Consider the following 23,865-nt stretch of genomic DNA (forward strand, 5'->3'; position numbering starts at 1 on the left):
GTCCCCCCACCCCGCCCGAGCTCAGCCCGTGATCTGACGGGGGCCTTTACGGCTCGGCATTTAGGAAACTTTTTCCATATTTGGCGCCGTACTTGAGCCACAATCCCGCGGCGTTCTGATAAGAGACAAGCTTGAATCGCGGGGACGCCTGTGGGGGCTGCCGGCGATTTTCATGGGGTCAGAGGAAGGCGATGTTGCAAATGACGCGACCTTCCTTCGGCATTCGAAAGACATCGAGAGAGCTTTACCCGTCCAGCTGTTCGTAATTTCGGCCGGCCCCATCAAGGGGCTTTCTGGGCGCGGACAGTTGTGCGGCTTGCCTGCTCCGGCGATCCCCGTTCAAGAGGGCAGCCTGGGACAGGTTCGAAACCGGGCATCTTGGGTCGTTGAGTTGGGGGACTTGGGTTGAACCACAGGACGTCACGCGGCACTTACGGGCGTGAGACCGGGATCATCGATCTCGGCCACGAGCCGCCGCTGTCCGTCGATGGTTCTGAAGCCGCGGTGATCGACCGCCGCCGCGTCTCGGTGCAATGGTTCAGCGGGACAATTTTGACCGGACTCTGCGGCGCAGCCCTGATCGGCGGCGCCGTTTTCGCTTCGCTCGACGGCGAGATGACCTTCGCCAAGGTGCCGGAGCGGGTCGAAGGCGCGCTGCGCGGAGCATTCGGCGCCGCCGATCGTGCCGCCACGCTGCACAAGAGCGATCGCCTGCCGCCGCCGAGCGAATCCACCGCCTCGCGCAACGTGATGCGCGTCTCGACGGTTGCCCGCGTCGGCAACCGTGACGTGATGCGGGTGCGTCCGTTCGTGCGGATCGCCGGCAATCTGTCGATGACGACGAGCGATCTGTCGGCGAAGATCCCGCCGTTCAACGCCCAGCGCCTGCTGACCGATGTCGGCTCCGACCCGAAGACGGCGTCCGACGATCCCAACAATCCCGAAGCCGTCGAGCCCGACGCGGAAGTGTCCTTCGTCACCAAGGACCTGTCGCCGGTGCTGCCGAAGGCCAAGATTTCCGCGGTGGTGGCACTCGACGACATCCTGATGCGGGTGCGCGATGCCGCCAATTGGCGCGGCAATGGCGGGGTGCGCTACGCCTCGCTCGCCAACACGGCTGCCGACATCTCCGGCGCGACCGGTCCTTCCGACATGAGAACCGCCTACGCCGCCGAGGCCTCGCCGTCCGATCCCTATGCCGGCTTCGAAACGCGCGTGGTGCCGGAGAACGTCACGCTGCTGCCCAAGACCAAGGAGCAGATCACCGGCGGCAATCCCAACGGCGAACGCGTCCACATGGTCAAGAAGGGCGACAGCGTCGCCGGCGTGCTGCGCGATCTCGGCGCCAATGCCGACGAGATCAAGGCGATCACCGCGACGCTCGGACCGCGCGGCCGCGACGGCGGCCTGAAGGAAGGCGAGAAGCTCCGCATCCTGATGGCGCCCGCAAGCCCCGGCGCCCGCCTGCAGCCCTATCGCGTCGTGGTTGCAAACGACACGATGGTGGAAGCGATCGCGGCGCTGTCCGATCTCGGCAAATACGTCGCCGTCGACGTCTCCAGCATGAATACCGTCGCCGATACTGCGGCCAACGCCAGCAGCGACGACGAGGATGACGATGACGGCTCCGGCGTGCGGCTCTACCAGAGCATCTACGAGACCGCGATCCGCAACAAGGTCCCGATGCCCGTCATCGAGGACATGATCAAGATCTACTCCTACGACGTCGATTTCCAGCGCAAGGTGCAGCCCGGAGATTCATTCGACGTGTTCTACGCGGGCGAGGACGAGGGCGTGACCGCGACCGAGAAGAACGAGGTGCTGTTCGCCTCGCTCACCGTCGGCGGCGAGACCAAGAAATACTACCGCTACCAGAGCCCCGACGACGGCCTCGTCGACTATTACGACGAGACCGGCAAGAGCGCGAAGAAGTTCCTGGTCAGAAAGCCCGTCAACAACGCCATCATGCGCTCCGGCTTCGGCGGCCGCCGCCACCCGATCCTCGGCTACGTGAAGATGCATACCGGCGTCGACTGGTCCACCTCCTACGGCACGCCGATCTTCGCCTCCGGCAACGGCATGATCGAGAAGGCCGGCCCCGAGGGCGGCTATGGCAAGTACATCCGCATCAAGCATTCCAACGGCTACGAGACCGCCTACGGCCACATGTCGGCCTTCGCCAAGGGCATGGAGCCCGGCAAGAAGGTGCGGCAGGGCCAGGTGATCGGTTTCGTCGGCTCCTCCGGCCTGTCGACCGGCCCGCACGTCCACTACGAGATCCTCGTCAACGGCCGCTTCGTCGATCCGATGCGCGTGAAGCTGCCGCGCGGCCGTTCGCTGGAGGGCCCGATGCTGGCAAGCTTCGAGAAGGAGCGCGACCGGCTCGACGGCATGATGAGCGGCCGCGGCGGCGCCATCGCCCGGATGTCGGACGCCACCGGCGGGCCGCTGCAGGTCACCAACCGGTAAGCCGGCAACGCGCCGATATCGGCCGGCGTTTTCAAACAGAATTTCAAACGAGCACGCTACGCAGCGAGGCCGCTTCGCGGCGACACAACGTCAAGTTTTGTTTGCCAACGCCGCAGGACGGGCGAATACTTTCCAAAAAATGGGAGGTCACGCCATGAGAAACAGGCTCGCCTGCGCAGCCCTGATTGCTGCGCTGTTCGCCACAACGAGCGCATCGGCCGACAGCTGGGAGGTCACGAGACTCGTGCCGGGCTCGGCATTACATGGTGTGCACGGGCTCGGTGTCGACAAGGCCGGCCATTTGTTTGCCGGCAGCGTCGCGGGCGCTGCGCTCTACGAGGTCGACATTGCCGGCGGCAGCGCCAAGGTCGCGATCCCGGCACCGGTGGGGATGGCCGACGACATTGCGTTCGCACCCGACGGCACCATGGCCTGGACCGGCTTCCTCGCCGGCGATCTCTATGCGCGCAAGGGCGACGGTCCGATCAAGAAGCTCGCGAGCGGCCTGCCCGGCATCAACTCGCTCGCCTTCCGCAAGGACGGCAGGCTCTACGCCACCACCGTTTTCCTCGGCGATGCGCTCTACGAGATCGACGTCGAGGGCGTCAAACCGCCCCGCCAGATCATGGAGAAGATGGGCGGCCTCAACGGCTTCGAGTTCGGTCCCGACGACAAGCTCTATGGTCCGCTGTGGTTCAAGGGCCAGGTCGCAAGGGTCGACGTCGACAAGGCCGAGCTGAGTGTCGTCACCGACGGCTTCAAGATCCCGGCCGCCGTGAACTTCGATTCCAAGGGCAATCTCGTCGTGATCGACACCGCGCTCGGCCAGCTCGTCCGGGTCGATCCCAAATCGGGCGCCAAGACCATGGTCGCGCAGCTGAAGCCGTCGCTGGACAATCTCGTCATCGACGACAAGGACCGCATCTACGTCTCCAACATGGCCGACAACGGCATCCAGGAGGTCGATCCCGCGACCGGTCATGCCAAGCAGATCATCATCGGCAAGCTCGCTTTGCCCGGCGGCATCGGCGTCACCTCGGAGAACGGCAAGGACACGATCCACGTCGCCGACCTGTTCGCCTATCGCACGGTGGACGGCGTGACCGGCGAGGTCACCGAAAAGGCGCGCATGCACGCCGCTGGCACGACGCTCGAATATCCGATGAGCGCGACGGCGAAGGGCAACGACGTGGTCCTGTCGAGCTGGTTCACCGGCACCGTGCAGGTGATCGACGGCAAGACCGGCGCGACGCGCGACATGCTGCACGACTTCAAGGCGCCGCATGACGCGGTCGTGCTCGCGGACGGCAGCATCCTGGTAGCCGAGCTCGGCACCAAGTCGCTGGTCAAGGTGAGCGGCGAGCACGGCAAGGATCGCACCACGCTGATCGGCGCGCTCGAGGGTCCGATGGGTCTCGTCCGCGGGGCCGGCGACGAGGTTTACGTCACCGAGGCTTTTGCTGGCATCATCTCCAAAATCAACAGCACCGGCGAAAAGACCGTGATCGCCAAGGATCTGAAGATGCCAGAAGGCATCGCGCGCACCGGCGACGGTAAGCTGATCGTCGCCGAAGTCGGCGCCAAGCGGCTGATCGAGATCGTGCCGGAATCCGGCAAGGTCACCGAAATCGCAGCCAATCTCCCGATCGGCCTGACCGGCGCCCCCGGCGGCTTGCCGACGCATATCCCCACCGGCGTCGCAGTCGGCGCGACGGGCGCGATCTACGTCAGCTCGGATGTAGAGAATGCGATCTACAAGGTGGTGAAGAAGTAGGAGCTACGTGCACGGGACTGGCGGGAACCGTCACGCCGGTTCCCCGGTTAGACGCTGACGGAAGCCAGCAGGAGGATCGCTCATGACGCGCCTCTCACGCGACGATGTCGTCAAGGCCGTGGACCGCGCCGATGACGTCACCATTGCCCAGATCATCGGGACCGGCGCGACCGCTGAGGAGCTTGCTGAGGCCCAGGCCTGGCTCGCCAACGATGAGCCGATGATCAACGATCTGCGCCCGCTGGCGCAGGGCCGGGTGCGCGAGCTGGTGGATATTTTGTCGGAGCTGGAGGAGGACGAGGAGGACGGCGTCGAGCCGCGCTCCGCCTCGGCCCCTGGCAACTAGCCAGACAGCAAAACAGGACGCCCCGGAGAGGTGACCCTCCGGGGCGGCTTTCATTTCAGATCCTCACCCTCCGGCTGGTTCACGAGATACTCGGACCGAGGTTCGAGGCCATGATGATCAGCATGTCGCGGAATCGACGGTACGGCCCTGGCCCTCGGCCAGCGGGCCGTCGCCGAGCGCCTGCAACAGCACGTTGAAGACATTAACCCGCACGCACCCGTGCGAACAATTCCGACGGCATCATACCGAACATGTCGCGGAAGGCCGTGCTGAAATGCGCGGAGCTGGAAAAGCCCGCGTCATGCGCGGCCTCGGTCAGCGATTGGCCTTGTGCGACCGCCCGCGCGGCAGCGCCGATCCGGGACCAGATCCGGTAGCGGCGGAGCGGCACACCCGTGACGTCCTTGAAAAGATGCAGGAAGCGCGAGGACGAAAGTCCGGCCCTGCGGCCGAGTTCAGCAAGGGTGTGCGAACCGCTGGGCTGCTCGCGCATCCGCTCGATGGCGGCGGCAATTCTTGCATCTGGCTGCGGACTTGATCCGATCCCAAGCATATCGCGGGCTGCTTGCTGCGCGTCCTCAGATGCGAGGCGTCGCTCCGCGATGGCGCCAAACAGCGCGACGACCGACCTCTCGTCGATCATGTCGAACGCGGCCCTCGATCCGACCTCCTTCATTCGTGAGCGAAGCGCCTCGATATCGCGGCCGAGGGGATCGACATAGAGGAAGGCCATCCGTCCAGCATCGGTGCGGAGATGGTGCAGACTGTTGGGCATGATCAGCACGCTGCGGGTCTCGCGATAAGACGGTGAGCGCGCCCTCGGATCGTTAGCTACGCCTATCGCCCCGTCGAGCGCGACGGCCAGCACGCCGGTGGCATTGCGGTGGGGCGTCAGCCCGAAGGCTGGACCGAGATAGAGCACCCGCGCGTCCCAATCGAGCATCCGCGCCCTCTTTGGTCCGCCGCTGGGCGGCGTGCTGATAGCCAGTTCCTGAAAGCCGGAAGGCGAGGTCATGCCTCATCATAGCGCACCGGCACAGCGCTGCCGATGACCCGGGAGATCATATCGATGGACAGAGTTCTGGTAGACGACGCCGCACAAATCGCCGCTATCCGCGCCGCCGTGACGCGCTACGCGGCCGCCTGGCAGGCCGGTGACCGCGCCGCGATCGCCGCCTGCTACCACGATGAATTCATGCTGCACTATGCCGGCCATAATCCGCTCGCCGGCACTCACCGCGGCAAGGCGGCCGCGCTTGCCACTCTGGCCGAGGTCGCACGCCGCTCCAACCGAAAACTGCTCGCCATCGATGACGTCATGGCCGGGCCGCGGCGCGGCGCCATTCTCGCACGGGAATCATTCAGCCGGGACGGTCGCACGGCTGAATTGGAACGGTTGCTGGTCTATGCCGTGCGTGAAGGCCTGCTGAGCGAATGCTGGGTCTACGACCGCGATCAGGCAGTGGTGGACGCGTTCTTAGCGGATTGAAAACGCCCTCCGCGAGGTTGGCGCGGAGGGCGTGTATTTCATCAGTTCAGCTTCCGCTTCGCCACCGGCGCCTCGAACTGGGTGATCTCGGCGGTCTGCGGCGCCTTGCCGTTGAAGGTCAGCACATTGCCTTCGGACGAGATCGCGACATTGTCGCCGTCCCTGACGTCGCCGGCGAGGATCATCTCGGCGAGCGGGTCCTGGAGGTAGCGCTGGATCACCCGCTTCAAGGGCCTTGCGCCGTAGGCGGGATCCCAGCCCTTGGCAGCGAGCCAGTCGCGGCCCGCGGCATCGAGGCTCAGCACGATCTTGCGATCGGTCAGGAGCTTCTGCAGCCGCGCGAACTGGATCTCGACGATGCGGCCCATCTCGCTGCGCTGCAGCCGGTGGAACAGGATGATCTCGTCGACACGGTTGAGGAATTCGGGGCGGAAGTGCGCCCGCACCATTCCCATCACCTGCTCACGCACCGCCGCGGTGTCCTCGCCCTCCGGCTGATTCACCAGATATTCCGAACCAAGGTTCGAGGTCATGATGATCAGCGTGTTGCGGAAGTCGACGGTGCGGCCCTGGCCGTCGGTCAGGCGGCCGTCGTCGAGCACCTGCAGCAGCACGTTGAAGACATCAGGATGCGCCTTCTCGATCTCGTCGAACAGCACGACCTGGTAGGGCCGGCGCCGCACCGCCTCGGTGAGCGCGCCGCCCTCGTCATAGCCGACATAGCCGGGAGGCGCGCCGATCAGCCGCGAGACCGAGTGCTTCTCCATGTATTCGGACATGTCGAGGCGGACCATCGCGGTCTCGTCGTTGAACAGGTACTCCGCGAGAGCCTTGGTCAGCTCGGTCTTGCCGACGCCGGTCGGCCCTAAGAACATGAACGAGCCCGTTGGGCGGTTCGGGTCCTGCAAGCCGGCACGCGAGCGGCGCACGGCGGTTGCGACCGCACGCACGGCCTCGGCCTGGCCGACGACGCGCTTGCCGAGCTGCTCCTCCATCTTCAGGAGCTTCTCCTTCTCGCCTTCCAGCATCTTGTCGACGGGCACGCCGGTCCAGCGCGAGACCACCTGCGCGATGTGGTTGGCGGTGACCGCCTCCTCCATCATCTCGCCCGAGTTCTCCTTGGCTTCGATATCGGCAAGCTGCTTCTCGAGCTGCGGGATCCGTCCATAGGCCAGCTCGCCGGCCTTCTGGAATTCGCCGCGCCGCTGCGCATTGGCGAGCTCGACACGCAAGCCGTCGAGCTCGGCCTTCAGCTTCTGGGCGTCGGAGAGCTTGTTTTTCTCCGCGCTCCAGCGCGCCGTCAGCGCCGCCGACTTCTCCTCGAGCTCGGCCAGGTCCTTCTCCAGGGTCTGGAGCCGGGACTTGGAGCCGACATCGCTTTCCTTCTTCAGCGCCTCCTGCTCGATCTTGAGCCGGATGATCTCGCGGTCGAGCGAATCCAGCTCTTCCGGCTTGGAATCGACCTGCATCTTCAGCCGCGCCGCGGCCTCGTCCATGAGGTCGATCGCCTTGTCAGGCAGGAAGCGGTCGGTGATGTAGCGGTTGGACAGCGTCGTCGCCGCAACAAGCGCGGAATCGGTGATCCGCACGCCGTGATGCTGCTCATACTTGTCCTTCAAGCCGCGCAGGATCGAGATGGTGTCCTCGACCGAGGGCTCGCTGACGAAGATCGGCTGGAAGCGCCGCGCCAGCGCGGCGTCCTTCTCGACGTGCTTCTGATATTCGTCGAGCGTGGTCGCGCCGATGCAGTGCAGCTCGCCGCGCGCGAGCGCCGGCTTGAGCAGGTTGGAGGCGTCCATCGCGCCGTCGCCCTTGCCGGCGCCGATCAGCGTGTGCATCTCGTCGATGAACAGGATGAAGGTGCCCTCGCTGCCGGTCACTTCCTGCAGCACGGCCTTCAGCCGCTCCTCGAACTCGCCGCGGTATTTCGCGCCGGCGATCAATGCACCGAGGTCGAGCGAGAGCAGCTTCTTGTCCTTGAGGCTCTCCGGCACGTCGCCGTTGACGATGCGCAGCGCGAGGCCTTCGGCGATGGCGGTCTTGCCGACGCCGGGCTCGCCGATCAGGACGGGATTGTTCTTGGTCCGACGCGAGAGCACTTGAATCGTGCGGCGGATCTCCTCGTCGCGGCCGATGACCGGATCGAGCTTGCCGTCGCGCGCGGCCTGGGTGAGGTCGCGGGCATATTTCTTCAGCGCGTCATAGGCGTTCTCGGCGGTCGCAGAATCGGCCGTGCGGCCCTTGCGCAGCGCCTCGATCGCGGCGTTGAGGTTTTGCGGCGTCACGCCGCCCTTGTTCAGGATGGTGCCGGCTTCGCTGGTCTTCTCCAGCGTCAGCCCGAGCAAAAGGCGCTCGACCGTGACGAAGCTGTCGCCGGCCTTCTCGCCGGCCTTTTCGGCGGCATCAAAAGTGCGGGCCAGCTCGGGCGCGAGATAGATCTGCCCGGCACCGCCGCCGGAGACCTTCGGCACCTTGTTGAGGGCGTCCTCGGTCGCCTTCAGGATTGCACGGGAATTGCCGCCAGCGCGGTCGATCAGGCCGGCAGCGAGCCCCTCATTGTCGTCCAAGAGGACCTTCAGCACGTGCAGGGTGGAGAACTGCTGGTGCCCCTCGCGCATCGCGAGCGACTGCGCGGACTGGATGAAGCCCCTGGAGCGTTCGGTATACTTCTCGATGTTCATCTTTTCTGTCCCTCGGCCTGCCCTCGGGGCCCTCTCAGGCACCCCAAACGGCATCTTCATTGGGTTTCCAATTACCGCATTGACGTTTCTCAACCGGTAACGGTCGTCTTTTGCCGGCGTTGCCGCCGACCTGAGCCAGATGTGGGAAGCAGGTTGCGGATGCGAAAGAGGCTACTTCACAATTTCGTGCGCGGACGGGCGGGCTTGGCGGTCGCGGGCCGAATCCCTTAAGTAGCGGCATGACAGCCAGCCATACCGCCGAGATCACCGGCCTCTACCGCTACCCGATCAAGGGCCTGACGCCGGAGCGCCTGTCGCACGTTCCTTTGCGGGTCGGCCAGACCCTGCCAGCCGACCGCCGCTACGCTATCGAGAACGGCCCGAGCGGGTTCAACCCCGAAGCGCCCGAATGGAAGCCGAAAATCCAGTTTCTGATGCTGGCGCGCAATGAGCGGCTGGCCGCGCTCGACAGCCGGTTCGACGACGAAACCAATTTGCTGACCATCCGCAAGGACGGCCAGGTCGTCGCCAGCGGCGATCTCGAGACCGCCGCCGGGCGCGCCGCCATCGAGGCCTATTTCCGCGAGAACTTCCAGCCCGAGTTGAAGGGCCCGCCCAAAATTCTCTCCGGCCGCGACCACAGCTTCTCCGACGTCGCCCGCAAGGTCGTCTCCATCATCAATCTCGACAGCGTCCGCGCCATCGAGACCATGCTCGGCGGCGTCGCCGTGCATCCGCTGCGCTTCCGCGCCAATCTCTACGTGAAAGGCTGGCCGGCCTGGTCGGAGCTCGACCTCGTCGGCCAGACGCTCGCGATCGGGCAGGCCAGACTGAAGGTGATCAAGCGCATCGTCCGCTGCCCGGCCACCAATGTCGACCCCGAGACCGCCAAGCGCGATCTCGAAATCCCGCCCACGCTCTCGCGCCATCTCGGCCATATGGACTGCGGCATCTATGCCGAGGTGATCGCCGACGGTGACGTCGGCGTCGGTGATGTGGTGGCGGTGGAAGAGCCGAAGCTGCTGTGAGTCGGCACCGGCTCAACACACTCCGTCATTGCGAGCGCAGCGAAGCAATCTAGAGATCTATCCGTTGAGACAGTCTGGATCGCTTCGTCGCTTCGCTCCTCGCAATGACGAGCCTCAATTCGGCATCACATACGCATAGATCTTGCCGCGCGAGACCGGGGCTTCGCGGACTCGGTTGCCGTTGTTGCCGGAGATCATGATCGGATTACCCTGCGCGTCGATGCCGGTGATGATGCCGACATGACCGCCGCGGCGGCCGCGCGACATCACGGCGATGGCGCCGACCTGCGGACCCGAGATGCGCGTGCCGTAGCGCGCGAACGAGCTCGCCATGTCGGAGCCGGTGCCACGATGGCCGGTATGCTCCAGCACCATGTTCATGAAGCGCGCGCACCACAGGCGGCCGCGCCCGGTCGGATTGCCGCCGATATGGCGGCGTGCCTCGGAGACGAGACCCGATCCTCCGCTGAAGCCTCCGTTCATGCCGGCACCGCTGGCATTGGCATTCGGATCATAGCTCGCCCGGGTGTCGGCGAAGCCGCTTGCCTGCAATTGCGCCGCGCTGCGCTCGAAGCGCGAACTGCGGGCATGATGGCGATAGTGACGGTGGTGATGATGTCTGGCGTGATGCACGTAACCGTGCCGCTCTGCGCTATGACGATGATACGGCCGTGCCGAGGCCGGAGAAACGAACACGGCGAACGCCGCGAAGAACAGCGCCAGCGCGACAACACAACGCGACAGGCGAGACGCAAACAACTCGAACATTCTTCATCCTTCTTGACACCCCCACTTCCCGCCGGCCCGTGCAATGGCCGACATCCGTTTGGCCGTTAAGCCGCCCGATGTGGCGAGAAAAAGACGCAACGCCCGCGAATGGCTGCAATGATTTTGTGTTTGTGCTCGGCGCTGCTGCCGCATTGCCGACAACAGAATTAACTGCGATCCTCGAACACGGCTTGAAACAGAGGGAAACGGTTAATGCCCCACGCCACGACCAGGGACGGCGTCCGCATCTATTTCGAGGAGGCGGGCCAGGGAACGCCGATACTTTTTCTGCACGAGTTCGCGGCCGACTACACCAATTGGGAGCCGCAGATGCGCTACTTCTCGCGTGGCCATCGCTGCATCACCTATTCGGCGCGCGGCTACACGCCGTCGGACGTGCCTGACGGCGAGGTCTACACCTACACGCATTTCTACACCGATGGGCTTGCGGTGCTCGATCATCTCGGCATCGAGCGCGCGCATCTCGTCGGTCTTTCGATGGGCGCCTATTCCTCGTTGCAGATCGGGTTGAACGCGCCGCAGCGCGCACTGTCGATGACGCTGGCCGGCGTCGGCTCCGGCTCGGAGCTCGAGAACCTGGAGACCTGGCGCACGCAGTGCCGCGCCAATGCCGAGCAGTTCGAGACGCTGGGATCGGTGGAAGTCGCGAAAGTCACGCGCGAGGCGCCGAGCCGGATTCCGTTCCTGGTGAAGGATCCACGCGGGCATGCCGATTTCTACGCCGCACTGGCGCGGCACGATGCCATGGGATCGGCGCGCACCATGCGCGGATTCCAGGGCGGCCGTCCCTCGATCTACACGATGACGGACGCGATCAGAGGCGCGGCAACACCCGCGCTGATCATCTGCGGCGACGAGGACGAGCCTTGCATGGGCGCCAGCCTGTTCCTGAAGAAGCACCTGCCCGCGGCGGGGCTCGCGATGTTTCCGAAGTCCGGCCACGTGCTGAACCTGGAGGAGCCCGCGCTGTTCAACGAGAGTGTCGAGCGGTTCGTGACGCTGGTGGAAGCAGGACGTTGGCCGGTGCGGGACCCGCGGTCGCTGGTTTCCCACTAGCTGTCATTCCGGGATGCGCCGAAGGCGCAGGCCCGGAATCCATCGGGCTGCAGGCGCTGTTGGACGATGGATTCCGGGCTCGATGCTTCGCATCGCCCCGGAATGACGGAGAGAAACTACTTCCCCCCGCCGCGGCTCAGCAAGAACACCGCCTGCTCGCCGAACATGTTCCACACCCACCAGGGCAGGTTCAGCGGCACCGGGCGGCCGTAGAGATCGAGCGCGACCGAGCGCTCCATCTTGACGTTGATCTCGTCGCAGAGCTGCACGAAATCCTTGATGGTGCAGAAATGGATGTTGGCGGTGTCGTACCAGGTCGCCGGCAGATTCTCCGTGCGCGGCATGTGGCCGCCGATCAGGAGCTGGAGCCGCATCTTCCAGAAGCCGAAATTCGGGAACGAGACGATGGCGCGGCGGCCGATGCGCAGCAGGTTCTCCAGCACGACCTTCGGCTGCCGCGTCGCCTGCAGCGTCTGCGACAGGATCACGTAGTCGAAGGCATCGTCGGGATAGTTGACGAGATCGGTGTCGGCATCGCCCTGCACCACCGCGAGCCCCTTGGCGACGCAGCGGTTGACGCCCTCGCGCGACAATTCGATGCCGCGGCCGTCGATGCCGCGGGTCTCCAGCAGCTGAAGCAGATCGCCGTCGCCGCAGCCGACGTCGAGCACCTTCGAGCCCGGCTTGACCATCTCGGCGACCAGCCGATGATCGGCGCGATAATCACCGGATGGCCTGGCGGCAACGCCGTCCAGCGGCAACACTTCCTGCACGGACATCGCTAACGGTCCTCGAGGTTGAGCCCGCGCGCCTTGCCAGCCGATTGCAGGAAGGCGCGGGAGATGTCGAAGAATTCGGGCACGTCGAGCAGGAAGGCGTCGTGGCCGCGATCGGTCTCGATCTCGGCGAATGACACGCGCGCGCTCGAAGCGTTCAGCGCGTGCACCAGCGCGCGCGATTCCGAGGTCGGAAACAGCCAGTCGCTGGTGAAGGAGACCACGCAGAAGCGGGTCTTGATGTCGGCGAAGGCCTTGGCCAGCACGCCGCCATGGTCGGCGGCGATGTCGAAATAGTCCATCGCCCGCGTCAGGTAGAGATAGGAATTGGCGTCGAAGCGCTCGACGAAGGACGAGCCCTGGTAGCGCAGATAGGATTCGACCTGGAAATCGGCGTCGAACGAGAAGGTCGGCAGCTCGCGGTCCTGCATGCGCCGGCCGAACTTGCGGTGCAGCGCCGCATCCGAGAGATAGGTGATGTGCGCCGCCATCCGCGCCACCGCGAGCCCGCGATGCGGATGGATGCCGCGATCGGCATAGCCGCCACCGTGCCAGTCGGGGTCGGCCATCACGGCCTGGCGGCCGAGCTCGTGGAAGGCGATGTTCTGCGCCGAGTGCCGCGTCGCGCAGGCGATCGCCAGCGCGGAGTACACGCGGCTAGGATAGGCGGCGGTCCATTGCAGCACCTGCATGCCGCCCATCGAGCCGCCGACGACCGCAAACAGCGTGTCGATGCCGAGCCGGTCGATCAGCATCGCCTGCGCGCGCACCATGTCCGGAATGGTGATGACGGGGAAGTCCAGGCCCCAGACCTTGCCGGTGGCGGGATTGATCGACGCCGGCCCGGTCGAGCCCATACAGCCGCCGATCACGTTGGAGCAGATGATGAAGTAGTGCTTGGGATCGATGGGTCGGCCGGGACCGACCAGCGTCTCCCACCAGCCCGGCTTGCCGGTGACGGGATGTACGTTGGCGACATGCTGGTCGCCGGTCAGCGCATGGCAGATCAGCACCGCATTGGAGCGATCGGCATTGAGCTCGCCATAGGTCTGGTAGGCGATCTGGAACGGGGTGAGATCGACGCCGCAATCGAGCCGCAGCGGCTGCTCGGCGCCGAAATGCGCAACCAGCGAGCTTGGATGATCCACCTCGTGCGATCGCTCATCGGCGCTGATCGCAGGACTCGGTATCGACTTGACGCTACCCATCTCGGACATCGACCTCGTTTGCGACTGGCTGCTCGACCGCGCCGCTGACATCAGGCCATGAAAAACCCGGCCTGAACGATAGGTTCGGCCGGGATCGGAAGCGTCCCCGGCCTGTTTAGCGAGTTTTTTAACGTGGCTGCAAGCCGGCCGGCTCAAATGACCACGGAACGGGCAAAAGCTACCGTCTTGGGCGGTTTTCGTCAAGTCGCGGCCCGGATCGGCCCAATTCGCCTCTGCCGCAACGCCTGCAAAGCACGTCATTTCTCTTTGCTTTCGCCGCCACGACTGCCTAATCAGGACATCCCCATCGGAACGATCGACGACCAGACATGTCCCAACGTCCGCCCGCGCCACCATCGCTGCAGGAACTGCGCAAGGAGATCGACGCGATTGACGAGGGCATGCATCGCCTCCTCATGCAGCGCGGCGAGATCATCGATCGCCTGATCCAGGTGAAGCAGACCCAGGAGGTCGGCTCGGCGTTCCGTCCCGCGCGCGAGGCTGCCATGATGCGCGAGATCGTGCAGCGTCATCGCGGCCTCCTGCCGCTCGACACGGTCGAGAGCATCTGGCGCGTCATCATCTCGACCTTCACCTATGTGCAGGCGCCGTTCTCGGTGCATGCCGACATCTCGGCCAGCGAGGCGGCGATGCGCGATTCCGTGCGCTTCAATTTCGGCTTCACCGTGCCTTACGTCGCGCATTTCAGCGCACAGGCCGCGGTCGAGGCGGTAGCGAAATCCAAGGGTGATCTGGCAATGGTCTCGGCGACCTCGAGCCGCACGCCATGGTGGCTGGAGCTGGAAGCGGACGGCGCACCGAAGATCATCGCGCGGATGCCCTTCATCGAGCGCGCCGACCATCCGGCCGCCTTGCCGGTGTTCGCGATCTCGCGCGTTGCGGACAGCGCCCTGGTGACGGAGGTCGAGACGTTCAGCGTGCGCGTCTCCGGATGGAACGCCGAGGTCGCCCGCGCGCTGTCGCCGCTCGCCGAGATCGTGGCCGTGCCCGATACCGCCTTCGACGGCGCGGCGCTGCTGGTCTCGGTCACCGGCGCGACCAGCATCGACAAGATCAGGGCTGCCCTGATCGAGGCGGGGGCCTCGGTGCGCTCTGTGGCCCTCGTCGGCAGCCACGCAACGCGCTATACGGTGCCCCCGACCGGGCCGAAATCGTAAAATCGCGAGCAGCCCAGCCTATCCGGAGTCCAAGATGTCCCGCCCCGTGCCGAATCCCGGCATTCTCGATATTGCGCCCTACACGCCCGGCAAGAGCCCGGTGCCGGAGCCGGGCCGCAAGGTGTTCAAGCTCTCCGCCAACGAGACGCCGTTCGGCCCCTCGCCCAAGGCGATCGAAGCCTTCAAGCGCGTGGCGGATCATCTGGAAGACTATCCGGAAGGCACCTCGCGCGTGCTGCGCGAGGCGATCGGCCGCTCGTTCGGGCTCGATCCCAACCGCATCATCTGCGGCGCCGGCTCGGACGAGATCCTCAATCTGCTCGCGCACACCTATCTCAGCCAGGGCGACGAGGCGATCTCCACCGCGCACGGCTTCCTGGTCTACCCGATCGCGACGATGGCGGTCGGCGCCAGGAACGTCGTCGCGCAGGAGACCAATCTCACTGCCGACGTCGATGCCATCCTGAAGGCGGTGACGCCGAAGACGAAGCTGGTCTGGCTCGCCAACCCCAACAACCCGACCGGCACCTATCTTCCGTTCGACGAGGTCAAGCGGCTGCGCGCCGGCCTGCCCTCGCACGTGCTGCTGGTGCTGGACGCCGCCTATTGCGACTACGTCTCGCGCAACGACTATGAGATGGGGATCGAGCTCGTCGCCACCACCGAGAACACGGTGGTGACGCACACCTTCTCCAAGATCCACGGTCTTGCAGCGCTGCGCATCGGCTGGATGTTCGGGCCCGAGCACGTCATCGATGCGGTCAATCGCATCCGCGGTCCCTTCAACGTGTCGACGCCGGCGATGTATGCCGCGGTCGCCGCGATCGAGGATACCGCGCATCAGGCGATGTCGAAGCAGTTCACCGAGACCTGGCGCAACTGGCTCACCGAGGAGATCGGCAAGCTCGGGCTGAAGGTGACGCCGAGCGTCGCCAATTTCGTGCTGATCCATTTCCCGACGGACAAGGGCACGACCGCCGATGACGCCGACGCGTTCCTGACCAAGCGGGGGCTCGTGCTGCGCGGCTTGAAGAACTACGGCCTGCCGCATGCGCTGCGCATGACCATCGGCACTGAGGAGGCCAACCGCCTCGTCGTCGAAGGCTTGCGCGACTTCATGGGCGGCAAATGAGCGCGCAGGCGCACTTCCAGCGCGTGGCGCTGATCGGCTTCGGCCTGATCGGCGGCTCGATCGCCCGCGCTGCGAAGCTCCAGGGGCTTGCCGGTGAAATCGTCACCACCGCACGCTCGGAGAAGACACGCGCGCGTGTCGCCGAGCTCGGCATCGTCGATCAGGTGGTGGCGACCAATGCGGAGGCCGTGAGGGATGCCGATCTCGTCATCCTCTGCATTCCCGTCGGCGCCTGCGGACCCGTAGCGCAGGAGATCGCGCCGCATCTCAAGCCGGGTGCGATCGTCTCCGACGTCGGCTCGGTCAAGGGCGCTGTGGTCCGCGACATGGCCCCGCATCTGCCGGGCGGCATTCATTTCGTGCCGGCGCATCCGGTGGCAGGCACCGAGCATTCCGGCCCGGATTCGGGCTTCGCCGAGCTCTTCATCAACCGCTGGTGCATCCTGACCCCGCCTGATGGCAGCGACGCAGCGGCGACGGAGCACCTGCGCGCGTTCTGGGCGGCGATGGGCGCCAAGGTCGAGGTGATGACGCCGGATCATCACGACCTCGTGCTCGCCATCACCAGCCACCTGCCGCATCTGATCGCCTACACCATCGTCGGCACCGCCGACGAATTGGCGCAGGTGACGGAATCCGAGGTGATCAAATTCTCCGCCGGCGGTTTTCGCGATTTCACCCGCATCGCGGCGTCCGATCCGACGATGTGGCGCGACGTCTTCCTCGCCAACAAGGAGGCCGTGCTGGAGATGCTCGGCACCTTCACCGAGGATCTGGCAAAGCTCACCCGCGCGATCCGCCGCGGCGACGGGGAGGCGCTGTTCGACCACTTCACCCGCACCCGCGCCATCCGCCGCGGCATCGTCGAGATCGGCCAGGATTCCGCCGCGCCCGATTTCGGACGGCCGCATGCGGCGCTGAAGAAGCCGTGAGCCTGTAGCCCGGACAATGCTGCGTAGCCCGGATGGAGCGCAAGCGTAATCCGGGACAGTGCCAGCTGTGATCAAGAACCCCGGATTGCGCTGCGCTCCATCCGGGCTACGGGAGCCAACTAATACAGCGGCGGGATCTGGCCGACCTTGACCGGGCCGAGCAGCACGGCACCGTCGACGAATTTTAGCGGGAAGCTCCGCGCTTTCTTGCCTTCCAGCGTGCTCTCGGTACCGATCGAATTGATGCCGGCGGCAACGCCGGCATTGGCGTTCTGCTTGATGACCTTGCCGAGGCCCGGCACGGCGCGGTCGAGCGCGCCGAACAGATTGTTGAGGTCCTGCGACTTCACGCCCGGCGCAACGCGGTCCAGCGTGGCCTGCGGCACGCCCTCCTCCAGCATCTTCTCGATGCCGAGCGCCGGGATCACGCGCTCGAGGCCGGTCACCGTCATCTGCAATTCGCCGTCGAGCCGGCCGTTGGGCGACAGGCCGAGCGTGCCGGCCGCGACCGCGATCATCTCGCCCTGCTGAATGCGCGACTGCACGATCTCGATGTGACCGCCGGCGGCCTGGATCTCGCGGAAGCGCTGCGGCCACGGTTTGGGCGTGAGGTCGGAGAGGCCGGTGATCTTGGCGCGGGTGTCCGCCTCGAACGGCTCGGCGAGCAGCGGATGCACGCCCTGGATGCTGCCCTGCGCGACATGGAGCACGGTCTCGATCACCGGATGATCGGCCGGCGAGCCATCGGCAAGGCGCCCGTGCAGCTCAACCTGCTTGGCGCGCGCAAGCGGCACCTGCACGCTGCCATCGAGACGGTTGAGGCTGGGGTCGTCGAACACGATGGAAGCCCGATCCGGCACAGCCGGCAGACCCGCCACACTGGCGCGGCCCTTGCTCCAATTCACGGTGAAGGTGTTTTGCGTAATGCCGTCGATCAGCGTGGCGGGCGCTGCGAATTCGGCGATGATGCGCTTGGGGTCGTAGACCTGGGCCACGACCAGGATGTTGTCGAGCTTGGCCGTGAACGGCGTCTTGCTCGCGTTCTGCGAGACCAGGGCGACGCTGGCGCCGGAGCACTGGACCTCGAAGCGGAACGGGAAGCCGGCGATCGAGCGCTTGGCACAATCATAGATGCGGCCGGCCTTGGCCTCCTGCGCCCGCCAGGCGTCGGCGACGATTTCGGCCTGCCACGCCGCATAGAACCAGAAGCAGGTCCAGCCGACGGCGAGGACCAGGACGAGAACGGGGGCGATGAAAAGGCCCCAGCGGGAGCGGCGGCCAGTGGCAACGGTCATATTGGACATGCGGCGACCCTTTGACGCCAGATTCAGGCAAATGTAAGCGGGGCGGGCCTGCGACGAAAGGCGCAGAAATCGCTTCGCTTGGGCGCAGGGTTCTGGTAGCCGTCCCCGAAATGTCCGAAATCACCCTCCCCTCCGTCACCACAGCCAAGGGCGACCTCTGGGTGTTCGGCTACGGCTCGCTGATGTGGCGGCCGGGCTTCGATTTCGAGGAGCGCGTCCCGGCGCGGCTGGTCGGCGAGCATCGCGCGCTCTGCGTCTATTCCTTCGTGCATCGCGGCACGCCGGAGAAGCCGGGCTTGGTGCTCGGACTCGACCGCGGCGGCGCCTGCCGCGGCATCGCCTTCCGCGTCGCCGAGAAGAACCGTGCCGAAGTGGTCGCATATTTGCGCGCACGCGAGCAGGTCACCTCGGTCTATCGCGAGGTGATGCGCTCGGTGTGGCTGGAGAACGATGCACGCCAGCGCGTCGCCGCTCTCGCTTACGTCGTCGACCGCGGTCATGTGCAATATGCCGGCCGCCTCTCGCTGGCCGAGCAGCACCGCCATGTCGTCCAGGGCCACGGCCAGTCCGGCGCCAACCGCGACTACGTCACCGCGACGGTGAAGGCGATCGAGGCCGAAGGCTTTCGCGACACGCAGCTGCATCAGCTTGCATTGATGCTGCATGGTGATGCGCATTCCCTGCACGCGGCGGCTCGGGACCAGGATCGGGAAAGCCGCTAAAGCATGACCCGGAAAAGTGCGAAGCGGTTTTCCGGAAAGATCATGCGTAAACAACAACCTAAAGCGCGATGAAGATTCATCCCAATCTCATCGCGCTTTAGCCGGTCGGCGCGTAGCTCGGCGCCGAGCCGATCAACTGCTCCTGCTCCTTCCGCCCTGCTTCGACGAGCCGGGCGGTCGCGTCCTCGATCGCCGCTTGCACGCGTGCGAGAAACTCGTCCTTCGGCAGGCCCGGCGGCAACGGTTCGAGAAACTCGACCACCAGCGTGCCCGGGTAGCGCATGAAGGTGCGGCGCGGCCAGAACAGGCCGGAATTGAGCGCGATCGGCAGGCACGGCACGCCGCAGGAGGAATAGATCTGCGCAAAACCGGTCTTGTAATCGGGCGGCGCGCCCGGCGCACGGCGCGTGCCTTCCGGAAAGATCACGAGCTGCTTTCCACTGCGCACCGCCTCGCGCGCGCGCCGCGTCATATCGAGCAGCGCCTTCACGCCGGCATTGCGGTCGATCGCGATCATCCCGGTCTTGACCAGGAACTGGCCGAACACCGGGATCTGCATCAGCTGGCGCTTGAGGATGAAGATCGGGCGATTGAAAAAGCCCGGCAGCACGAAGGTCTCCCAGAACGACTGATGCTTGGCGACGATCAGCAGCGGTCCTGTCGGGATCTTCTCCACCCCGCGGAATTCCACCTTGATGTTGCAGACCAGGCGCATCAGGACCAGCGTGGCGTTGGCCCACCATTGCGCCACCGTCAGCATGGCGCGCGGCGGCAGTGCAAAGGTCGGCAGCGCAACGATCGCCAGACAGACCAGCACGGCGTAGAACAGCACGTTGAATACGAGCGATCGCAGGAAAATCAGGAACATCGATGGTCCGATCAATTGGCCTGCGCGGTGGCGGGCCGCTTCGGTTGCTGACCTGCAGGCTGCTCCGACATCTCAGGCCAAAGGTCAATCCCGAAATCCTCCAGCCGCACCCTGAGCTCGGCCGCAACGTACTTGACGTATTCGGACAGGAGCAGCCGCAGCGTCGAGCCTGAGATCCACCACGGCTCCTCGCGCCATTTTTCGCCGACCACCGCGAACGGGATCAGCGTCGTCCGCGGCATCGCATGCGAGAATTCCACCAGCGCGCGCGGCATGTGATAGTTCGAGGTGACCACGATCAGAGACGTAAACCGGCGCCCCTCGGCCCAGCGCCGCGCCTCCGCGGCGTTGCCGCGGGTCGAGAGCGCGGTGCGGTCGAGGTCGACGCAGCAGGTCATGAAGGACTGATTCTCCGGCAAGGTGCGGGAGATGTCGTTCGCCGTCGAGGTCGGATGCACGCCGGAAATCAGGAGCCGCCTGCCGTAGCCGGCAGCCAGCAGCTCCATCGCGTCCGATACCCGCGAGGAGCCGCCGGTCAGGACCACGATGCCGTCCGCCTTGCGATCGGGTACTTTCTCGGCCCCGCGCAATTGCGCCAGGAACGCAATGAAGCCCGCCGCCGCGCCGACGAAGGCGAGCGCGATCGTCGACACGATTGCCGCGCGCAGCCAGCCGCGCGGCAGTTTCGGCGATCGATCGTCGGTCGGCGAGCTCATGCGATGTCAGTGATCCCTTCCCGATCTGATTTTATGACGTTTTGAGGCGAAGTGGAGTCCGGTTTCTTCACCCTCTCCCCTTGTGGGAGAGGGTCGCATAGGCGGCCGCCGGCCGCCGTTCTTAAGAACGCCGATGCTTTGCATCGGCTATGGCGAAAGCGGCGAGACGGGTGAGGGGTTCTCTCCGCGCATTCACCTCGACATTTGTACGCGTGGACAGAACCCCTCCTCCGGCGCTTCGCGCCACCTTCTCCCACAAGGGGAGAAGGGAAGAAAAGAAACTCAATCAACATCGTTCAATGTCGCGAACAGCGTTTGGCGCGAGGCGACTGCGGTAATGGCGCCGATCAGGACGGCCTGAACCGCGAGCACGATGTAGCCGGAGGGGCGCAGCGAGAAGGTGCCGAGCAGCGCGGCGAACTGGTCGCCGACGGGAGTCCCGGAAAACCAGCCTGCGATGGACTCGGAGAAGCCGAACATCAGCATGGCGGCACCGCCGCCGATCACGCCGCCCTCCAGGCCCAGCCTGAGGAAATGACGCAGGAAGTGGTTGGCGATGTAGCGGTCGCCGGCGCCAACGAAATGCAGGACCTCGACGATCGGACGGTTCGCCGCCATTGCGCCGCGCGTCGCGAACGACACCGAGATGATGGTTGCGACGATGACGAGCGCGAGGATGCCGAGGCCGGCCAGCACGGTGGCGTTCGTCATCAGGCGCATGCGCTCGATCCAGGCGCGGTGATCGTCGACGCTGGCGCCCGGCGCGACCTGCGCCACGCGCGCGCGCAAGGCGCCGAGATCGAGCGGCGTGCCCGGCTGCACGCGCGCGATGATCATGCGCGGCACCGGCAGATCGTCCATCGACAGGCCGGTGCCGAGCCAGGGCTCGAGCAGCTTGCCGCTCTCGTCCCTGGTGAACGGCTTGACCTCGACGATACCGGCTTGCGTGCGCATCGCTTCCGCCACGGCGGCGGTGTCGCGATCGAGATCGCGGCCGGCCTGCGGACGAATCTGGATGGTGATTTCGCTCGCGACATCCGATTGCCATTCGGCGGCGGAGGCACTCACCAGCAGCACCGTGCCCGTGGCCATCGAGGCGAGGAACGTCATGATGGCGACCACCGCGAGCAGCGCTCTGCCGTGGATCGAGGCGCGCGGCACGATCGGCGACATGTTGCGCGCCTTGGCCGGAAGCTGCGGACGCTCCTGCCCGAGATCGACCAGCACGCCGCGCTCGTCCAGCCTACTCATAGACGTGCAGCCGTCCCTGGTGCAGCACCAGGCGCCGCGCCTCGTACTGGTCCATCAGGCCGATGTCGTGGGTCGCGATGATGACGGCGGTGCCTGATTTGTTGAGCTCGATGAACAACCGCAGCAGCCGACGGCCGAGCGTCGGATCGACGCTGCCGGTCGGCTCGTCCGCGAGCAGCAGCTGCGGCCGCGAGATCACGGCGCGCGCGATCGCGGCGCGCTGCTTCTCGCCGCCTGACAGGATCGGCGGCAGCGCGTCCATGCGGTCGCCGAGGCCGACCCAGCGCAACAGATCGATCACCTCCTTGCGGTAGCTCGACTCGCTGCGGCCCATGACGCGGAATGGCAGCGCGACGTTCTCATAGGTCGTCATGTGATCGAGCAGGCGAAAATCCTGGAGTACGATGCCGATGCGCTTGCGCAGGTCTGCGATCTCGTCCTTGCCGAGCTGCGAGATGTCGTGGCCGAACAGATTGACGAGGCCCCGCGTCGGTCGATGCGACAGGAACAACAGGCGCAGCAGCGACGTCTTGCCGGCGCCGGACGGTCCGGTGAGAAACTGGAAGGAATGCGCGGGGATCTGGAAGGTGAGGTCGCGCAAAATCTCCGGCCCCAGACCGTAACGCAATCCGACATTTTCGAACCGAACCAAGCTCAGCTCCGTTCGAGAGGAGGCGCGGGCCGCCTTGCGGCGCTCCGCCATACGCGATCAACGGGTTTTGCCGCCGTTATGGTTTCCGGTTCGTTAACGGTCGCCCAGTAGCATAAGGGGCGCCCGGTCTCCGCGACCGTGGCATCGTCAAGACCTTCGTTCATGCATCAAGGCTCGTCCATGCATATCGTCTGCCCCCATTGTATGACATCCTACGCCATCAAGCTCGCGAGCCTTGGGGCGAACGGGCGGGCGGTCCGCTGCTCCCGCTGCAAGGAGACCTGGATCGCCCACGCCGAGGATGCCATCGAGGAGGCGTCCGTTCCGGCCATGGCCGCGGCCAGCCGAGCCGACGACCAGTCCGACCTCGCCGAACAATGGAACTCCTATGCCAAGGACGACGGCGCCACTGATACGCCGGTCGTCGATAGTCCCTCGATCGCCAGCGACTGGCCGGATGAGGAGACCCGCGAGACCGAGGACGAATGGTCGGCAGCGGCCCGGCAGGCCGAAGAGGAGGCCGTCGGCGCGCAACACCAGTCCTGGTTCCGCAGCCTGTTCCCCCGCCGCGGCGCGCGGGTGAGCCGCCCGGTCGCCACCACAGCTCCGCGCAAATCCTATCTTGGCCTGCCGACCGCCTGCGCCGCGATGGGCGCGCTGGTGCTGGCACTGGTGCTCTGGCGCGGCGACGTGGTGCGGCTGCTGCCGCAGACGGCAGCGTTCTACAAGATGGTCGGGCTCGAGGTGAACTTGCGGGGTCTCGCCTTCAAGGACGTCAAGCTCTCCAGCGAGACCGTGGACGGTAAACAGGTGTTGGTGATCGAGGGCGTCATCGTCGGCGAGGGCAAGAAGCCGCTCGACATTCCGCGGCTGCGTTTTGCCGTGCGCGACGTCCAGGGCGCGGAGATCTATGCCTGGAATGCGGTGCTGGAGCAGACCGTGCTGCGGCCAGGTGAGCGCGCCTTCTTCCGCTCGCGCCTGGCCTCACCGCCGCCGGAAGGCCGCAACATCGACGTTCGTTTCTTCAACCGGCGCGACATTGCCGGCGGCAGCGTATAATCGCCCCCCAGGGGAGGTTGATACCAAGGTTCGTCTCATGCCGAAGATCTTGATCGCCGACGACGAGGATTCGATGCGCGCGCTGGTGGCGCGCGCCATTGCCATGGACGGCCACGAGACCGTCACCGCCCAGGACGGTGCAGAGGCGCTGGAGATCCTGACCCGCGAGGATGGCGCCTTCGACCTATTGCTCACCGACATCCAGATGCCGGTGATGGACGGCATCGCGCTGGCGCTCTCCGCGGCGCGCGATTTTCCCGACCTGACCATCCTGCTGATGACCGGCTTTGCCGACCAGCGCGAGCGCGCCTCGAACCTGAACGCGCTGGTGCATGACGTCGTGACCAAGCCGTTCTCGGTCGCCGATATCCGCACGGCGGTCGCCGATGCGCTGGCGGCGAAGAAGGGCTAGCGTCGGCGGTATCCCCACATCGT

General features: G+C 65.6%; 22 protein-coding genes, 1 pseudogene and 1 riboswitch. Of the genes and pseudogenes, 12 read left to right on the forward strand and 11 right to left on the reverse strand.

The features are described from left to right. Positions 1-405: 405 nt before the first annotated feature. The 3 genes from I6F36_RS17460 to I6F36_RS17470 all read left to right on the forward strand — a co-directional run bounded on the left by I6F36_RS17460 (position 406) and on the right by I6F36_RS17470 (position 4,589). Entirely contained in the window at positions 406-2,469 is a 2,064-nt protein-coding gene (locus tag I6F36_RS17460) for a M23 family metallopeptidase (protein WP_225128585.1), read from the forward strand. 154 nt (positions 2,470-2,623) lie between these two features. After that, a complete protein-coding gene (locus I6F36_RS17465) occupies positions 2,624-4,243 on the forward strand; it encodes a hypothetical protein (protein WP_225171850.1) in 1,620 nt (539 codons plus the stop codon). Between the two features lie 82 nt (positions 4,244-4,325). Then, complete coding sequence (locus tag I6F36_RS17470; protein WP_035996955.1) at positions 4,326-4,589, forward strand: hypothetical protein; 264 nt, start codon at positions 4,326-4,328, stop codon at positions 4,587-4,589. Positions 4,590-4,648: 59 nt separating this feature from the next. Here the strand turns inward: I6F36_RS17470 and I6F36_RS17475 are convergent. After that, positions 4,649-4,793, reverse strand: a pseudogene (locus tag I6F36_RS17475) (AAA family ATPase); the annotation flags it as partial. Continuing rightward, a complete protein-coding gene (locus I6F36_RS39870) occupies positions 4,792-5,604 on the reverse strand; it encodes an AraC family transcriptional regulator (RefSeq protein WP_311735346.1) in 813 nt (270 codons plus the stop codon). The gene I6F36_RS39870 and the pseudogene I6F36_RS17475, both read right to left, overlap by 2 nt. 54 nt (positions 5,605-5,658) lie before the next feature. Here I6F36_RS39870 and I6F36_RS17485 point away from each other — a divergent pair, with 54 nt between their 5' ends. After that, complete coding sequence (locus I6F36_RS17485; RefSeq protein WP_225140787.1) at positions 5,659-6,078, forward strand: nuclear transport factor 2 family protein; 420 nt, start codon at positions 5,659-5,661, stop codon at positions 6,076-6,078. 41 nt (positions 6,079-6,119) lie between these two features. Here I6F36_RS17485 and clpB read toward each other — a convergent pair whose 3' ends face one another. Further along, positions 6,120-8,759: an ATP-dependent chaperone ClpB gene (gene clpB, locus I6F36_RS17490; protein WP_225171851.1), complete on the reverse strand. Its 2,640-nt coding sequence runs from the start codon at positions 8,757-8,759 to the stop codon at positions 6,120-6,122. 239 nt (positions 8,760-8,998) lie between these two features. On the opposite strand from clpB, the gene I6F36_RS17495 reads away from it, so the two are divergent. Beyond that, the gene (locus I6F36_RS17495; protein ID WP_225171852.1) at positions 8,999-9,787 is read left to right on the forward strand and encodes an MOSC domain-containing protein; all 789 of its coding nucleotides are present in this window, start codon (positions 8,999-9,001) and stop codon (positions 9,785-9,787) included. Between the two features lie 114 nt (positions 9,788-9,901). Here the strand turns inward: I6F36_RS17495 and I6F36_RS17500 are convergent, their stop codons facing one another. Further along, the gene (locus tag I6F36_RS17500) at positions 9,902-10,555 is read right to left on the reverse strand and encodes a TIGR02594 family protein (RefSeq protein WP_225171853.1); all 654 of its coding nucleotides are present in this window, start codon (positions 10,553-10,555) and stop codon (positions 9,902-9,904) included. A gap of 213 nt (positions 10,556-10,768) precedes the next feature. On the opposite strand from I6F36_RS17500, the gene I6F36_RS17505 reads away from it, so the two are divergent. Further along, entirely contained in the window at positions 10,769-11,632 is an 864-nt protein-coding gene (locus I6F36_RS17505) for an alpha/beta fold hydrolase (RefSeq protein ID WP_225171854.1), read from the forward strand. 116 nt (positions 11,633-11,748) lie between these two features. Here I6F36_RS17505 and metW read toward each other — a convergent pair whose 3' ends face one another. Together metW and I6F36_RS17515 are read right to left on the reverse strand one after the other, a co-directional pair. Next, positions 11,749-12,411, reverse strand: coding sequence for a methionine biosynthesis protein MetW (gene metW / locus I6F36_RS17510; protein WP_035996939.1), 663 nt, complete (start codon positions 12,409-12,411; stop codon positions 11,749-11,751). Positions 12,412-12,413: 2 nt separating this feature from the next. Then, positions 12,414-13,616, reverse strand: a complete 1,203-nt coding sequence (locus tag I6F36_RS17515) for a homoserine O-acetyltransferase (RefSeq protein WP_109142254.1) — start codon at positions 13,614-13,616, stop codon at positions 12,414-12,416. A gap of 94 nt (positions 13,617-13,710) precedes the next feature. Next, a riboswitch (SAM riboswitch) is annotated at positions 13,711-13,790 on the reverse strand. A 155-nt stretch (positions 13,791-13,945) separates the two neighbouring features. Between I6F36_RS17515 and I6F36_RS17520 the strand changes: the two genes are divergently transcribed. Genes I6F36_RS17520 through I6F36_RS17530 form a run of 3 tightly spaced genes read left to right on the forward strand, consistent with a single transcriptional unit; the run spans position 13,946 to position 16,858 of the window. Next, positions 13,946-14,794, forward strand: a complete 849-nt coding sequence (locus I6F36_RS17520; RefSeq protein ID WP_225171855.1) for a chorismate mutase — start codon at positions 13,946-13,948, stop codon at positions 14,792-14,794. A 34-nt stretch (positions 14,795-14,828) separates the two neighbouring features. Then, a complete protein-coding gene (hisC, locus tag I6F36_RS17525; RefSeq protein WP_225171856.1) occupies positions 14,829-15,926 on the forward strand; it encodes a histidinol-phosphate transaminase in 1,098 nt (365 codons plus the stop codon). Next, positions 15,923-16,858, forward strand: a complete 936-nt coding sequence (locus tag I6F36_RS17530) for a prephenate/arogenate dehydrogenase family protein (protein ID WP_225128579.1) — start codon at positions 15,923-15,925, stop codon at positions 16,856-16,858. The genes hisC and I6F36_RS17530 overlap by 4 nt, the downstream gene beginning before the upstream one ends. A gap of 119 nt (positions 16,859-16,977) precedes the next feature. Here I6F36_RS17530 and I6F36_RS17535 read toward each other — a convergent pair whose 3' ends face one another. Next, positions 16,978-18,162, reverse strand: a complete 1,185-nt coding sequence (locus I6F36_RS17535) for a DUF2125 domain-containing protein (protein ID WP_036020798.1) — start codon at positions 18,160-18,162, stop codon at positions 16,978-16,980. Between the two features lie 110 nt (positions 18,163-18,272). Between I6F36_RS17535 and I6F36_RS17540 the strand changes: the two genes are divergently transcribed. After that, entirely contained in the window at positions 18,273-18,884 is a 612-nt protein-coding gene (locus I6F36_RS17540) for a gamma-glutamylcyclotransferase (RefSeq protein ID WP_109142250.1), read from the forward strand. Between the two features lie 97 nt (positions 18,885-18,981). Here the strand turns inward: I6F36_RS17540 and I6F36_RS17545 are convergent, their stop codons facing one another. From I6F36_RS17545 to ftsE, 4 genes are all read right to left on the reverse strand, one after another. Then, positions 18,982-19,752, reverse strand: coding sequence for a 1-acyl-sn-glycerol-3-phosphate acyltransferase (locus tag I6F36_RS17545; RefSeq protein ID WP_225171857.1), 771 nt, complete (start codon positions 19,750-19,752; stop codon positions 18,982-18,984). Positions 19,753-19,763: 11 nt separating this feature from the next. Beyond that, positions 19,764-20,468, reverse strand: coding sequence for a YdcF family protein (locus I6F36_RS17550; RefSeq protein WP_225147391.1), 705 nt, complete (start codon positions 20,466-20,468; stop codon positions 19,764-19,766). 282 nt (positions 20,469-20,750) lie between these two features. Continuing rightward, positions 20,751-21,719 (reverse strand): ABC transporter permease, encoded by a 969-nt coding sequence (locus I6F36_RS17555; protein ID WP_225147392.1) that lies wholly within the window; start codon positions 21,717-21,719, stop codon positions 20,751-20,753. Next, positions 21,712-22,371 carry a cell division ATP-binding protein FtsE gene (ftsE, locus tag I6F36_RS17560; protein ID WP_057028593.1) on the reverse strand — a complete coding sequence of 220 codons (660 nt, stop codon included), beginning with the start codon at positions 22,369-22,371 and terminating at the stop codon, positions 21,712-21,714. The genes I6F36_RS17555 and ftsE overlap by 8 nt, the downstream gene beginning before the upstream one ends. Positions 22,372-22,551: 180 nt before the next feature. On the opposite strand from ftsE, the gene I6F36_RS17565 reads away from it, so the two are divergent. Beyond that, the gene (locus I6F36_RS17565; protein WP_225171858.1) at positions 22,552-23,430 is read left to right on the forward strand and encodes an MJ0042-type zinc finger domain-containing protein; all 879 of its coding nucleotides are present in this window, start codon (positions 22,552-22,554) and stop codon (positions 23,428-23,430) included. A gap of 37 nt (positions 23,431-23,467) precedes the next feature. Then, positions 23,468-23,842 carry a response regulator gene (locus tag I6F36_RS17570; protein WP_035996894.1) on the forward strand — a complete coding sequence of 125 codons (375 nt, stop codon included), beginning with the start codon at positions 23,468-23,470 and terminating at the stop codon, positions 23,840-23,842. Positions 23,843-23,865: the final 23 nt, after the last annotated feature.

Source organism: Bradyrhizobium sp. BRP19, from assembly GCF_020194195.1.
Classification (GTDB): domain Bacteria; phylum Pseudomonadota; class Alphaproteobacteria; order Rhizobiales; family Xanthobacteraceae; genus Bradyrhizobium; species Bradyrhizobium yuanmingense.